This is a genomic window from Lysinibacillus xylanilyticus, from assembly GCF_001183605.1.
GTDB classification, from domain to species: domain Bacteria; phylum Bacillota; class Bacilli; order Bacillales_A; family Planococcaceae; genus Lysinibacillus; species Lysinibacillus xylanilyticus.
The window spans coordinates 57,300-71,248 of record NZ_LFXJ01000002.1 but is presented as its reverse complement, the minus strand read 5'-3'; the positions used below and the strand labels follow the sequence as shown (position 1 = coordinate 71,248).

Below are 13,949 nucleotides of genomic sequence, written 5' to 3'. Positions count from 1 at the left end.
TTAAGTCCCTATTATTATGGAGCTTAAGCCGCTTAAAGTATTATTTTTATTTCTTCTGCCTACTGTTAAAACCAATGTAATTTATTGATTATTACCTTGCATTTCGTTTAATTGCTGCTTGATCTGCTCTAGGTATGCTTTATTTTGTTGGACTGTATCCAAATGTTCACCATATTGCTTTGCATTCATAAATGCATTTTCTGCATGTTCGATTTGATTGAAGGCATGCTCAATCGCTATCTCCTCCGGATGTGACTTTGCATGCTCCAATAAACGCTCCGCCTTTTGGACAGAGTTCCCAAACAAAGTACTTGGATGATCCTGTTTCCAGCTCATATCTGAGTGCTTAGCCAATTTTGCCTCTTCCCTTCCTGCCAGTTTGATAAATAATCTATATATAGTATTGGAAAATGTACAGAAAATATGTACGCAGAAGTTAGGGAATATCTAAATGGAACAAACAGAAACGTGTATATTATTTTTTAAAGACACAGAAGATAATACTCATGCATTAATACTTGAAGGACAAGCTTAAGAATAAACGAGACCGACTAAAATGATCGGTCTCCTCTTTATCAGCTTTTTACACATTTTCTTTAGCCATCTTCTTATTGTCAGTATGGATGCCTTTCATTCCTTCAAAAAATGGATACTCTAGACTTAAATATCTTTCCAACTCCCCATTATCATGAGGAAGTTTCTCTAAATAACACTTCGAATCGTTTATTCTTTTTTGAATTTCCTGTAGATTTTGTGTTGTCGAACCGTGTCCAGGTATATGGGTCGTTATATGATGATTAAGCAAAATATTTTCAGCTTTATTGACCGTATTTACATAATCATTATAGTTACTAAAAATAAATGGAAACTCAATATCTGACAAATAATCGCCAGAAAGAAACAGACCATGAGGTTCAATAACTGTAAATAAACCATCATTCGTATGACCAGGTGCTTGATAAAATGTCATGATTAGGGAATCTAATTCTAATTTATGCCCATCCTCTGAAACAACAATATCTACAGTTGGATATACAGGTGAATAGTTTCTATTCAAATAATATTTTTGGTCAAATTGTTTAATAGTTTGAATGCTGTCTTCTTTGTTAGGATTTTCATTAAATTGTTTAGATGCAATTACTTTAGCTTCTGGGAATGCCCCAGATCCAATAATATGATCAAAATCGCTATGTGTATAAATAATATATAGTTGTTTATCACCTATAACCCTGTTTATATAGCTCTTAATTTCTTCAATTTCAGTAGGTAACCAATTAGGGTCTGTCATAATTACTGCTTCATTAGTTTGAATGATTGCAGAGGTAGTCATATATAATGCACTTTGAAAAACCGTAATATTATTTTTTTGGAATTGAATCACTATGAACCCATCCTTTTCCCCTTATTTTCCCTTGCTAATGAGCTAACTTGTCGAACAAAAACTTTAATTTTTTGTCCTCACTATTCCATAGTTCGAGCAGCATTTATAAAAATCCTTCTTTTGGAAAAAATATGCGAAATCGATTTAAACTTCACAAACTCTTAGTTTTATCTATTGATACAAGTATTCATAAAGAAGAGATCTATATGATACTATTCTCCATAAAGGTAGAAATCTTTCATTTCAATCAAGGAGAGTCAACATGAACAACAATAAGGACAACACAGAAATCATCTTACTTTCTGACCCATCCGAGTGCTTGATGCATCCGTTTTATAATAAACAAATCGTCTTTACAGGGGCCCTTTCCACTATGACACGTTCAGAGGCTGCGAAAAGAGTAAGAGCTTGTGGAGGGATTATGCAAGGGACTGTAACACAAGATACAGATTTCGTTATTCTTGGGGACAAACGTCGCGGTATAAGTACAAAACAATTAAAAGCCGAGAAAATGATTACCCTCGGCCAAGACATTCAAATTATTATTGAGGATGATTTTATTTGGCTCATTTCAATGCAAAAATAAGGGCTGCCTCCCATTTAAACACCATTCTTTAATCCAACTCATCTAAAAAGGTATGCAAAACAACTATGTTCTCATACCTTTTCACATATTTTATTACCTCAAACTTATGATAATAAATCCAAATGATCTTAATTTGAAAGCTTACAATTCCAGAAGAACTAGAACAATTGACTAAAAAAAAAGTATCAATTATGCCTCAGCATAATTGCGTCCGGAATCGGCTTTGTGCTTGCACAAAGAACTCCTTTCCGATTTCCGTGACATCCGCTGGAGGCTTTAACTTATTTCAGCGGATGTTTGTATACCCGCTGATGAGTAACTTAAACCCGCATCCATATCACCACATATAGAGCTGGGAGACTTCCGCTGAAATAAGTTAAAAAATAGCGCGGCTTAGTTTACTACACAATCCAGCTCTAATATAGAACATATCTTATAGTATCCTAGTAAAAGGAGGTGAAAAAATGGCGCAAGTTCTTGATTACCAAGCAACTGAACCTCTAAGTACGTTTAACCCAAACACTGCTTTTCCAATTCCACAGGCTCCATTTAGAGTTCTTTTAGCTTCGATTCAAATAAGCATCCCAGGCACCGCTTCAAGAAATAATAACGTTGAGCTACTTGCAAGCGTCGGTGTGGCGGGCGTTACGAATATTTCCCAAATCGTATTTAGAATCTTCCGTAACGGGAAAGAAATCTATAATACTCAAGACGGAGTAGAATCTGCTGGTTCAGAACAAAATTACATCTTTACATTCCAAGCTATTGATTCTAATTTACCAGCTGGCACTAGCTTCTATCAGGTTTTTGTTGAGAACATTACACCTAACACACAGGCAAACGTTGTAGGACCGGTTAATTTTAGTGGCCTAGCAATAAAAAGTTAACGATAATAGCTCCTACTCTGCATCTTGATTATGTTTATGCCCGGTGTAAATCTGGTGGCATACATGATTAATCTTTTTAGAGTGTTGATCATGAACTAAGATGCATGTTTTATATAAGGATTAAAAATAAGCTGTATAGAAGTTATTAAAATTCAATCTTTCTATACAGCTTATTTTTTGTTTATATAATAACTTCCCTACTCTAAAATTTTATTAATATTTAAAAAGTGAGACATTAATTCATTTTTGAGAAATCGTTAAAAAGTATTCGAAAACAAATTGGCGAAACTGCTTAGCAATTGGTGTAAAATAGCGCTTTTCAGACCAGGCTAACCCAATAGTTCGTTGACAAGCTGGCTCGACTATTCGAAGTTTATGAGGAAACTCCCCTGATTTAGGTACCCATGATAATTCAGAAACGAAAGCAACACCTAATCCCTGCCTAACTAAGTCTGAAATAACAGTGGGTTCGTCGCCTTCAAAAGCGATATTTTGGACAAACCCCGCTTCACGACAAAACTGGTCGGTTAAACTCCGGAAGCCATAACCTGTATTCATGCTAATAAATGCTTCATCCTTCACCTCTTCAAGCCGAACGCTCTCTCTCCTCGCTAAACGATGATTAGGTGGTACGATTAAAAATATTTCTTCGGTAATGAGAGGTTCCCATCTAATGTCCTCTCCTTCAATCGGAACTGAAGAAATACAATAATCCAATTCCCCTTCCATCAACATTTTTTTCATAGAAGAAACGGATTTTAAAAACTGTTGAAAACGAGTATCAGGATATTTTGATAAAAACGAACCTAATAATGCAGGTAACACTCTTGGAATCGTAACTGCCAATGTAATACTTCTTTGGTCTTGCTCAATAAATTGATTCAGTTCTCTTTGACCCTCGTTCAGTTCTGCAAAAGCCCGATCTACACGGTTTAAAAAAATTCTCCCGGCTGCATTCAGACTAATTTTCCGATGTTCTCGGTCAAACAATTCCACCCCTAAATCTTCCTCTAAACGGGAAATCGTTTTACTGAGAGATGGCTGAGCAATTTGAAGTTGTTCTGCTGCTTTTGTCATATGTTCCAAACGAGCAACTGTTTGAAAGTACTTTAACTGCAAAAATTCCATGTAGATTCCCCTTTTAACATAGATTCAAATCTATTATGTAATAACTTTTTATGTATTATACAACATCAACAGAGTAGATTATGATGAAATAATCTTTTAAGGATAGAAAGGTAGGATATTTCATGAAAGGATTACAATTAGTATTACAAGACTTAGTCGCCATTTGGAAACATAAGCATGGTCGAATCGCTTTAATTTTCCTTACTCTTGTTCCTTTAATTTACGCAGGATTCTTTTTAGCAGGATATTGGGATCCATATGGACACTTAGATAAACTTCCCGTAGCAGTCGTTAATCTCGATGAAGGAGCTAAAATCGATGATGAATCCATTCACATCGGTGATGACTTTGTTGCCCAATTGAAGACAGGTAAAGAATTAAACTTTCAATTTGTCTCTGCTAAGACCGCCAAAAAGGGACTTAAAGCAGGTGACTATTATATGGTCATCTCGATTCCAAAGGATTTTTCTAAAAACATAACAACATTAATGGATGGAGCACCAAAACCGGCTAAACTTTTATATGAAATTAATCCGGGGAAAAACTATGTAGCATCACAAATTACTACAACTGCCGTTGAAAAAATGAAAACAAAAATCAACGCCAACGTCACGAAGTTCTACTCAGAAACGATTCTAACTAAATTCCAAGATGTTTCTACTGGCTTCACTGAGGCAGGAACTGGTGCACAGAAGCTTCATGCTGGAACAGTTGACGCAAAAAGTGGAAGCGATAAATTAACAGATGGTATTCAAAGTTTAGATGAAGGGGCTCAAAAACTAAAATCAGGTAGCACGAGACTTTCAGCTAAGCAAGAGAGTTTATCTAAGGGTGTAAATGCACTCACAAGCGGTTCTGACTCCTTATATAAGGGATTACAACAACTTTCGGAAGGCGAACACTCGCTACAATCAGGAATGGATCAAGTAAGCCAAGGTATTACAAACTGGTCCATTGGAAATACAAAATTAGTTCAAGGACAAGAACAAGCAGCTAATACAGCTAGCCATTTGGAGGAACAATTAGCCCAATATGTAAAAGACCATCCCGAAGCGAAACAGGATCAGAAATTTCAACAAATTATTGCTTTATCAGAGGCATTATCCGCAGCAGAAACTACTTTAAAATCTAGACAAGACCAGGTAGAAGTAGCTGCAAAAAAAATCGCTACTGGACAAGCCTCACTTCAAACTGGTATGGAAACGTTTGGTGCTAAAATAACTCAGGCTACTGAAGGGGCAAAACAATTACATGTGGGAACGACTGAATTCGACAGTGGATTTACGGAATGGATGGCAGGCTATACAACACTTAACACTGGAATCACAACTCTCGCTAGTGGCATCAGTCAAGAATCAAGTGGATTAATGAAACTACAGGGCGGGCTTTCTTCTTTAGCAGCTGGCTCAAATGAGTTAGCAACAAAACTAAATGAAGCAGCGGAAAAAACGTCTAATCTTCAAAACAACGATTCTACCACAACGATGTTTGCTCAACCGATTGAATTGGTAGAATCCGATTTATCAAAAGTTCCGAACTATGGAACTGGTATCGCTCCTTATTTCTTGTCTCTAGCTTTATTTGTAGGGGGCATTATGGCAGCAAATATTCTACCACTAGGACGTAGAGAACTTCTAAAAGTGACTGGCACCGTTCACTTTATCAATAAACTAGGGCTAGTTTACGTAGTGGGATTAATTCAGACACTTATCGTGGACCTCGTAGTACTGTTAGGATTTAAATTAACAGTAGCAAGTGTACCGTTATTTATCCTATCAAGTATTATCGTATCATTAACTTTCATGACCTTCATCCTCATGCTTATTATTCTCTTGGGGAATCTCGGTAAATTACTAGCCGTCACATTATTAGTATTTCAACTAGCAACCTGTGGCGGGACTTTCCCAGGTGAACTCGAATACCCCACGTTAGCTAAGATCGGTGGATTCTTGCCAATGGCGCATTCACTAAAGGGTTTCCAGGAAGTCGTATCTCTTGGTGGCTGGTCTAACTTAGTCACACAAGTACTGATTTTACTTATTTATCTTTTACTCGCTTTGATCGTCGGTTGGATTTCAAGTCATATCCAGCATAAGGAACCATCTGCTGTATTGATAGATTAAAACATAGTAAACTGATGGAGTCTCTCTAATAAGTACATACTTTTTAGAAAGAGACTCCTTTCTCATTTTCATATTTTATTATATTTACAATTATGAAAGTAATACTTTTAGGCGTAATGAATTGATTTTATAGGACGTGAATTTATGGATAATCTCTTACAATTAAGCTATTTAGGTAAAACTAACTTCATAGTAGCTATTAAATCATTAGCTTTATTAGCAAATGAAAATCGGCTTTTAACAAGAAACACAATGACTGAAAAATTAGGAATTGATTCGAGCTATATTCGAAAAGTATTGGCTAAATTAATCCCAAAAAATATTGTCGAAGGCTTCGGAGGACACTATGGAGGATACAAACTAATCGTTAATCCTAAAGAAACAACCTTATATGATATTTATGTTGCGATTACTTTCAAAAGGGGCATCTCATGAATAAACGTAAACTTATTTTCCGCGTTATTGGTTATGTTGCACTCGTACTTTGCCTATTCTTTTTATTAAAAAGGAGCGGTTTAACGGTTGCTGACTTAACTCCGGAAACGATTCAAACTTTAGCACACAATAATATCTTACTCATTTTACTTATTATGCTCGTCATCATGGTGATGCAAAACTTATTTACATTCATTCCACTTGTCTTAGTAATTGCTACAAATATTACCTTATTCGGTTTTTGGTATGGTTATTTATATGGCTGTTTTTGCAGCGTAATTGGTAGTACACTGATTTTCTTATCCATTCGATATCTTTTTCAGGATGCATTTTCTAATTCGAAAACCAAGAAATACCAAGAGAAAATAGAGAAAAATGGTTTTCTTTTTGTTTTATCCGGACGTGTTCTTCCATTTATGCCAACAAATTTAATCAATATTGCCTCTGGATTAAGCTCCATTAAAACCTCACACTTTGTTATCGCAACAACAATAGGTAACATGATTTATGGCTTAGTACTTGCATCAGCATCCTTTAGCATTATTTTAGCAACAACCCATAACCGTCTTTATTTACTAATAATTGTCCTTGTAATCTTAATAGCAGTATTACTCTATCGCATCAAGAAAAGATCGGCACTTAGGACTAAAAAATACTGATGAGAAAATGGTTTCTCATCAGTATTTTTTTATTTTAGGCTTAATGCGTCAAAAAAATCATTTATTTATGATACGGCTCCTCATCATCAATTCCCTTTAGCACTAATCGATGTGAATTTTTTATTTACCACTCTGAAAATGGCTCTTCTTTTAGCAAAATATCCTCAACATACGGTATTGCATCTCGGTGGTTAATTACTTCCAAATGCTCTCGCATCGTTTTACCTCTCACAGTATTTCCCCCAAACACTACCTTAGTTTCGTTTATCGTTAGCGTATTACCCTCGATTGCATTCGAGTCCATATTAAAAACGGCTTTTCGCGCAACCTTTGCACCGTTGCTTTCGCTATTTGCATACAAATTAGAAGGAAAAATTAATTGAACTGCTTAAAGGAGGATTGTAGTCCTACATAGAAATGATAATAGTTAAAACAAATAATATTTTTAAGGAATTTTAACTAATTTCTACATTTTTTTACCTACCTGTATATCACTACTGTAAAATAAAAAGAATGGGACATTCGATACGAAAAAAGCAAAAGTTTAATAATAATTTATACAGGACAATGATAAAAAATTGGGGGTTCATATAAATGTCTATGGAACAAACGAGGTATTCTCGACTGGCCAATATTACGAAAATGATAAACATGAAGCAAGATTTACGTGAAGTATTGGAGCAGGTAACAATAGCAATATCTGAAGAAATCGTCACATGTGATTCTGTGGGCATTTATTTACCACAAGAAGATGGAACATTCAGAGGATATGTAGGAAAACCAGAAGTTATTAATGGCTGGACATTAAATATGCATGTAATTGACACCGAAATAGATTTGCTGGCAAAAGAAGTAATTGAAACAAAGAAAACCGTCTATATTCCTGATACCTCAAAAGATAATCGACCTGATCCTAGAGCTGTCGAGGGGTTTCATATTAAATCTTTATTAGTTCTTCCCATCTCCTTTGAACAGGAGTTATTTGGCGTTGTTTTTTTATTTGATTATGGAATTCCAATGAACTTAACAGACGATGAGATTCAAACGGTTGAGGCATATGTAAATATGGCTGCTGTTGCTATTCAAAACGCAAACAACTTAGCTTATAAAGAACGGCTTATTAACGAAAAGCAGTTGCTACTTGATGTTACACGTGATTTATCAATGTGCTCCTCACTACAAGAGAGCCTTGATAAATGCTTTTTCTATTTAGAAAAGGTTTTAAAAAATATGAATATAGGCGTTCACCTATTAGATCCTTTAGCAGAAAAAAGAATTAAACCGGCTAAATTGAGTAAGGATAGTGATTGGACAGAAGAAAATTGGTTAAAAACACATAACAAAATAAAAATTGATCAAAGCAATGATGCCGTAATGCAAGAGGTTTTTAAAACTAAAAAAGCAATTCTTATTCCAAATGTATTTGAAGATGAGAGGCCAAATCATGAAGTTTGTCGCAATTTTGGCATAAACGGTTTAGTTATGTTTCCTTTGATTTCAATGGGTGAAATTTTAGGGCAAATATCTATTGTTAATCTTGAAAAAAAAGCATTTTTCTATTCAGAAACTCAATTACAGCTAGCCCAATCAATTGTTGATACTACAGCATCTGCATTATCAAACCTTTTATATATGGAAAAGCAAGAAATCATTATCGAGGAGAGAACCTCAGAAGTAATAGCCAAAAATAGAGAACTTGAAAGAGTTGTTACTGAGTTACAGCAGCTTAGCCGTGAAAAAGAGTTAATTCTCAATTCTGCAGGCGAAGGAATCTTTGGATTAGATCTTGATCGAAACATTACATTCTGCAATCCAGCAGGTGCACTTATGTTAGGTTATGAAACAGAGAGAGAATTAATCGGAAAATCCGTTGATATTATTAGCGGTAGTGAAACAGAGGATAAAATGATTGTTTCATCTTTATTAAATACAAATTTCAACAGCTACAAGGTGTTTTTTAGAAAGAATAACTCCAACTTCCCAGTAGAATATGTAACCTCCTTAATAAAAGAAGGAGACAAGATTGTAGGAGAAGTTGTTACTTTTAAAGATATAACTCAAAGAAAGCAACTAGAAGAAAAGATTAAATATCACGCTTATTTTGATAGTTTAACGGGTTTACCCAATAGAGTTCTTTTAATAGAAAGACTAACCCAAGGACTGAAGTATGCAAAAGAGAATGGAAATAAATCGGCAGTTCTATATTTGGATTTAGATCGTTTTAAGTTAGTAAATGATTCTCTAGGACATAGCTATGGTGATCTATTGCTCCAAGATGTTGCCAAACGCTTAAGTGCTTGCGTTCCAGAAGGGGCAACCGTATCACGGCAAGGAGGGGATGAATTTACAATCTATTTACCAAATATTAAATGTGAAAATGACATTTTGGAGGTCATTAATTGTATAAATGCTTCTTTCTCTAAACCTTTCAACCTAATAGACAATGAAGTATATATTAAAACAAGTATTGGTATAAGCCTGTTCCCTGATAACGGTGATACTACAGATAAGTTAATCAAAAATGCAGACACAGCTATGTACAAGTCGAAAGAAACACCAGGTACTAGCTATCATTTCTTTAGCGAAGGAATGGATACAAGAACTTTTGAAAGTATCAAACTTGAAAATGATTTATATAAGGCTTTAGAGCGAGATGAACTTATTGTCTTTTATCAGCCACAAATAAACTATGAAACAAACAGAATTAAGGGTGTTGAAGCTTTATTAAGATGGAATCATCGAGAACAAGGAATGATAACACCAGATAAGTTTATTCCAATTGCTGAAGAAACAGGTTTAATCGTCCCTATAGGTGAGTGGGTTCTTAAAGAGGCATGCAAGCAATTAAAAAAATGGCATAATCAAGGATATCCTCTGATTAGTATGTCTGTAAATTTATCGGTCCATCAGTTCGAACAGAATAATTTATTTTCTATTGTAGAAAATGTCCTAAAAGAAACAGATCTGTCACCTGAGTATTTACAACTAGAGCTTACAGAAAATTTAATTGTTAAAAATACACAATTAACATTAAAAACAATGATACAATTAAAGGGTCTTGGGGTAAATTTAGCCATTGATGATTTTGGTACAGGATATTCATCTTTGGGTTATTTAAAAAATTTGCCGATTTCTACATTGAAGATTGATAAATCCTTTGTACAAGAAATGTTAATGGATGATGCAGCTGCCATTACCAATACGATCATTACCCTCGCTCAAAATTTAAAACTTGAGGTTATTGCTGAAGGAGTTGAAACACAAGAACAGGCTGATTTTTTACTGGCGCAAAATTGTCATTTAATGCAAGGATATTTTTTTAGTAAGCCCATGAAGGCTGAAGATATTATGAAAAAATACTTCCATTAGTGCTCTATTTTTGAATATAAAGGAGATTTATGATGAAAGCAGCTCGTACGGTCTTAGAATATTTAAAAAGTAACGGTGTTCAATATATTTTTGGTATTCCAGCAGGTTCAGTCAATGCATTTTTTGATGAACTGTATGATATGAAAGAAATAACTCCGATTGTAACAAAACATGAAGGCGCTGCGACCTACATGGCCGCAGCTTACGCAAAATATACAAACCAGATGAGTGTATGTATTGCTTGTAGTGGACCTGGTGGAACAAACCTAGTAACAGGTGCTGCAAATGCCATGCGGGAACATTTACCGGTTTTATTTTTAACCGGTGCTGTTCCAGTTAACACAATCGGTTTAAATGCTTCTCAAGAGTTGGATGCTCAACCAATCTTCCAACCAGTCACTAAATATAGTGTAACGGTTAAAGAATCAAAGGATTTACTGAAAGAAGTAGTAAAGGCCACTGAAATCGCTATGTCAGGAGTGCCTGGTCCAGTACATATTGCTATACCAATAGATGTTCAACACGAAATAGTTCAAAACATAGAAATACCAGCCCCACCAAAAAGAACAGCAATAGTTCCTAATATAGATACCATTAACAATGTAGCTGAAGAGCTAATGAAAAGAAAAAATGGTTACATTTTGGTAGGACAAGGGGTAAGGAACTCAGTTGAGGAATTACTAGAGTTAGCTGAAATACTGAATTGGCCGATTCTAACAACACCACAAGCAAAAGGATACATTCCAGAGAATCATCCTCTTCTGGCTGGTGTTTTCGGTTTTGCTGGCCACGAAGCTGCCTCAGAATTAATAGCTGAAGGCGATGGTCAAGTATTGTTAATCGTAGGTTCAAGTTTAGGAGAAACAGCAACAAATAACTACAACTTAAATCTTACGAAAAATCGTTTTTCTATACAAATGGACTATGATCAAACGGTGTTCAATCGAAAATATGAAATTGATATACCTGTGCTAGGTGATATAAATTTAAGTTTACTATTCCTTATAGAAGAATTAAAAGCTAAAGGGGCAACAAAAAAAGGGACTGCACTTGAGGTTAAAGAAAATAAAGAGCTTCTTGGAGATACAGAGGAGTATAATACGAAAAACGTTCTATTAAATATTCAAAAATATTTACCATCTTCCACTAGGTATACAATTGATATTGGTGAATTTATGTCCTATGTCATTCATCACATGAATGTTTTAGATTATGATACCTTTGATATTAATGTCCATTTTGGTGCAATGGGAAGTGGAATTGGTTCTGCCATTGGCTCAAAGTTAGCTGAACCAGAACGCCCTGTTGTATGTATCACAGGTGATGGTTGCTTTTTCATGCATGGAATGGAAATATTAACAGCAAAAGAATACAATCTACCAATTTTATTTATTGTTATGAATAATGCTCGTTTAGGAATGGTATACCATGGACATAATCTACAGTTCCACCGTACTCACCCATCTTTTGAGCAAAATCCAGTTAGTATTAGTGCTTTGGCTTCAGCTATGGGTATACCGAGTTTCCAAGTAACGGAACTACAAGATATTAACCAAGATATGATTAATAACTTATCGAATTTAAATGGTCCAGCAGTCTTGGAAGTAGTTTTAACAGATAATAATACGCCTCCTATGGGAGACCGAGTTAAATTTTTATCTTCTTTCGGAAAGTAAGAGTTTATAAAGTTGTATAACTAAATGTGAAAAGTCATATAGATGGGAATCATATTCCCCTATATGACTTTTTTTCTCTTCTAGTTATACTTCCCTGTTATGTCTATGGATAATTACATTTTTCTATCTCCAACTAATAGCTTCTATGTATCCGTTTGTTTATAAATTTGAAAATGAATGTTGAATGACTCCAAGTATAGCGCCTATTGTTTTTCCTTTGAAGGCATCTGGAACAGCTTCACCTGTGGGGTTTGAGAAATAGTAACTATCGCTTTTCTCATCGAAGTAATACCCTATACTCGTTAGTGCATGTTGTAAGTCAGTAGGTAATTCTACTAGCCCAGTTTGTTCAGTGAAATATTGTGTTGGAAAGACCTTCACATCAATATCACTTTCTCCAGTGTATACTACAAATAAGTCTTTTTCATGTTGTACAATCCACTGACCTTTTGAATATAAAGAAATTCTTGCTCCTTCTAATGATGATATCGCTTCTAAATTAACACCAAAAATTTCATTTATTATTTTACGAACTTCTGCCCCTGTGATTTCGCTGTCGTATTGATTTAGATGGGAATCTATCGCTTCTCTTCCTGTTGATGAAGAAAATCCATCTGCCTTTTCCTTCTCTTTCGATAAAATAGGTGCCTCATCTAAATTAATCTTGAAAATTAAATCTACAACATGACAAATCTCAGAACTACTAATTTCTTTCCCATAAGAATTAAAATACTCATCCATCTTTTCTGCCTTTTTCATTATTCGACCCTCCGATAAAAACCGCACTTGCTTATGATACATTTCTGTAAATTATTTAAGCTCGGTTCATTTTTTTCGTACTTGCGCTACTTCTTCTAACATTCTTATAAACCTTTTTTGCTCCCGCTCATTGTTAAGTAACCTAGAAACACGTATAGAGCTTTCTAAGTATTTTCTAACTTTTATATTTGCAAAGAATGAACGGTGATGTTCTTCATGTTCATATAGTTCATTAAACCATGGATACATCCGCAATTTCTTTATGTTGTTGTCGATCTTCTTCGTATCTAAAGCTGTTCTACCATCCAAAAGATATACACCAGATAAGAGACTAAGATAAATGCCAATTATATAGATAACTACTAGACCAACCCATCGCCAAAGCTTTTTCATCAGCATTTCTCCTAAATTTCCCTTTTCTAGCTTATCATAACTTTAATTTAGAGTTAATAAAAATACCTAAAACATTGTAATATCAACGTTCTAGGTGTGGTCTTTTTAATAACCTTACTTATGATACGGTTCCCTTTAACATACTAAGGTGCGCTATATTTTTTCTTCGCTTTGGCCCCCTTTCTTTGTTCAGGTTAAAACCGATCTCTATGGTTTTAAGTGAGTTTTCTAAAATATTACCCACTCTTACCCTGAACAACAAAAAGATTTTCTACATTCTATTATTAATCAAATTGTTGTTAAAAAAGATAATAATTCTCCTCCAATCACTCCTCTTACTACCCTCCTAATTTCTCTATAAGCAATTACACCACTGACTGTACCAACAACTGCTGCATTGATAGGATTAATTGAAAAAATTAGTGAATTACTGCAAGTCATTCCTCATTTGAAAGTTCTACCTTTTTATTAAATTACTAGGAAAATAGATTTAATCTATATTTGATAAACTGATACTAATTATCAATATTTTGGAATATTTAAATATTCATAT

General features: G+C 34.6%; 13 protein-coding genes. 7 read left to right on the top strand and 6 right to left on the bottom strand.

Going from position 1 to position 13,949, the window contains the following annotated elements:
• Positions 1–81 precede the first annotated feature (81 nt).
• Both ACZ11_RS00490 and ACZ11_RS00485 read right to left on the bottom strand, forming a co-directional pair.
• Positions 82–354, bottom strand: coding sequence for a hypothetical protein (locus ACZ11_RS00490; protein WP_049662676.1), 273 nt, complete (start codon positions 352–354; stop codon positions 82–84).
• Positions 355–583: 229 nt separating this feature from the next.
• Entirely contained in the window at positions 584–1,381 is a 798-nt protein-coding gene (locus ACZ11_RS00485) for an MBL fold metallo-hydrolase (protein WP_049662675.1), read from the bottom strand.
• A gap of 262 nt (positions 1,382–1,643) precedes the next feature.
• Between ACZ11_RS00485 and ACZ11_RS00480 the strand changes: the two genes are divergently transcribed.
• Positions 1,644–1,967, top strand: coding sequence for a BRCT domain-containing protein (locus ACZ11_RS00480; protein ID WP_049662673.1), 324 nt, complete (start codon positions 1,644–1,646; stop codon positions 1,965–1,967).
• A 464-nt stretch (positions 1,968–2,431) separates the two neighbouring features.
• Positions 2,432–2,854 carry a hypothetical protein gene (locus ACZ11_RS00475; protein ID WP_049662672.1) on the top strand — a complete coding sequence of 141 codons (423 nt, stop codon included), beginning with the start codon at positions 2,432–2,434 and terminating at the stop codon, positions 2,852–2,854.
• Between the two features lie 240 nt (positions 2,855–3,094).
• On the opposite strand, the gene ACZ11_RS00470 is transcribed toward ACZ11_RS00475, so the two are convergent.
• The gene (locus ACZ11_RS00470) at positions 3,095–3,982 is read right to left on the bottom strand and encodes a LysR family transcriptional regulator (protein ID WP_049662669.1); all 888 of its coding nucleotides are present in this window, start codon (positions 3,980–3,982) and stop codon (positions 3,095–3,097) included.
• 122 nt (positions 3,983–4,104) lie between these two features.
• On the opposite strand from ACZ11_RS00470, the gene ACZ11_RS00465 reads away from it, so the two are divergent.
• The 5 genes from ACZ11_RS00465 to ACZ11_RS00440 all read left to right on the top strand — a co-directional run bounded on the left by ACZ11_RS00465 (position 4,105) and on the right by ACZ11_RS00440 (position 12,244).
• Complete coding sequence (locus ACZ11_RS00465) at positions 4,105–6,105, top strand: YhgE/Pip domain-containing protein (protein WP_049662667.1); 2,001 nt, start codon at positions 4,105–4,107, stop codon at positions 6,103–6,105.
• A 144-nt stretch (positions 6,106–6,249) separates the two neighbouring features.
• Positions 6,250–6,540 carry an Rrf2 family transcriptional regulator gene (locus ACZ11_RS00460; protein ID WP_049662665.1) on the top strand — a complete coding sequence of 97 codons (291 nt, stop codon included), beginning with the start codon at positions 6,250–6,252 and terminating at the stop codon, positions 6,538–6,540.
• Positions 6,537–7,199, top strand: a complete 663-nt coding sequence (locus tag ACZ11_RS00455) for a TVP38/TMEM64 family protein (protein WP_049662663.1) — start codon at positions 6,537–6,539, stop codon at positions 7,197–7,199. Before ACZ11_RS00460 ends, ACZ11_RS00455 begins: the two co-directional genes overlap by 4 nt.
• Positions 7,200–7,793: 594 nt before the next feature.
• Positions 7,794–10,568: a bifunctional diguanylate cyclase/phosphodiesterase gene (locus tag ACZ11_RS00445; RefSeq protein WP_049662660.1), complete on the top strand. Its 2,775-nt coding sequence runs from the start codon at positions 7,794–7,796 to the stop codon at positions 10,566–10,568.
• Positions 10,569–10,600: 32 nt separating this feature from the next.
• Positions 10,601–12,244, top strand: a complete 1,644-nt coding sequence (locus tag ACZ11_RS00440) for a thiamine pyrophosphate-binding protein (protein ID WP_049662658.1) — start codon at positions 10,601–10,603, stop codon at positions 12,242–12,244.
• Between the two features lie 159 nt (positions 12,245–12,403).
• Here ACZ11_RS00440 and ACZ11_RS00435 read toward each other — a convergent pair whose 3' ends face one another.
• The 3 genes from ACZ11_RS00435 to ACZ11_RS26845 form a co-directional block, all read right to left on the bottom strand.
• Positions 12,404–13,003 carry a hypothetical protein gene (locus ACZ11_RS00435; protein ID WP_049662657.1) on the bottom strand — a complete coding sequence of 200 codons (600 nt, stop codon included), beginning with the start codon at positions 13,001–13,003 and terminating at the stop codon, positions 12,404–12,406.
• A gap of 66 nt (positions 13,004–13,069) precedes the next feature.
• A complete protein-coding gene (locus tag ACZ11_RS00430) occupies positions 13,070–13,396 on the bottom strand; it encodes a hypothetical protein (protein ID WP_082172626.1) in 327 nt (108 codons plus the stop codon).
• 288 nt (positions 13,397–13,684) lie between these two features.
• Positions 13,685–13,837 (bottom strand): hypothetical protein, encoded by a 153-nt coding sequence (locus tag ACZ11_RS26845; RefSeq protein WP_236690753.1) that lies wholly within the window; start codon positions 13,835–13,837, stop codon positions 13,685–13,687.
• Positions 13,838–13,949 lie beyond the last annotated feature (112 nt).

Excerpts from the sequence above, each read along its gene's own strand:
- ACZ11_RS00480 (WP_049662673.1), top strand. The coding sequence starts at position 1,644 with ATGAACAACAATAAGGACAACACAGAAATCATCTTACTTTCTGACCCA.
- ACZ11_RS00475 (WP_049662672.1), top strand. The coding sequence starts at position 2,432 with ATGGCGCAAGTTCTTGATTACCAAGCAACTGAACCTCTAAGTACGTTT.
- ACZ11_RS00470 (WP_049662669.1), bottom strand. The coding sequence starts at position 3,982 with ATGGAATTTTTGCAGTTAAAGTACTTTCAAACAGTTGCTCGTTTGGAA.
- ACZ11_RS00465 (WP_049662667.1), top strand. The coding sequence starts at position 4,105 with ATGAAAGGATTACAATTAGTATTACAAGACTTAGTCGCCATTTGGAAA.
- ACZ11_RS00460 (WP_049662665.1), top strand. The coding sequence starts at position 6,250 with ATGGATAATCTCTTACAATTAAGCTATTTAGGTAAAACTAACTTCATA.
- ACZ11_RS00455 (WP_049662663.1), top strand. The coding sequence starts at position 6,537 with ATGAATAAACGTAAACTTATTTTCCGCGTTATTGGTTATGTTGCACTC.
- ACZ11_RS00445 (WP_049662660.1), top strand. The coding sequence starts at position 7,794 with ATGTCTATGGAACAAACGAGGTATTCTCGACTGGCCAATATTACGAAA.
- ACZ11_RS00440 (WP_049662658.1), top strand. The coding sequence starts at position 10,601 with ATGAAAGCAGCTCGTACGGTCTTAGAATATTTAAAAAGTAACGGTGTT.
- ACZ11_RS00435 (WP_049662657.1), bottom strand. The coding sequence starts at position 13,003 with ATGAAAAAGGCAGAAAAGATGGATGAGTATTTTAATTCTTATGGGAAA.
- ACZ11_RS00430 (WP_082172626.1), bottom strand. The coding sequence starts at position 13,396 with ATGAAAAAGCTTTGGCGATGGGTTGGTCTAGTAGTTATCTATATAATT.
- ACZ11_RS26845 (WP_236690753.1), bottom strand. The coding sequence starts at position 13,837 with ATGACTTGCAGTAATTCACTAATTTTTTCAATTAATCCTATCAATGCA.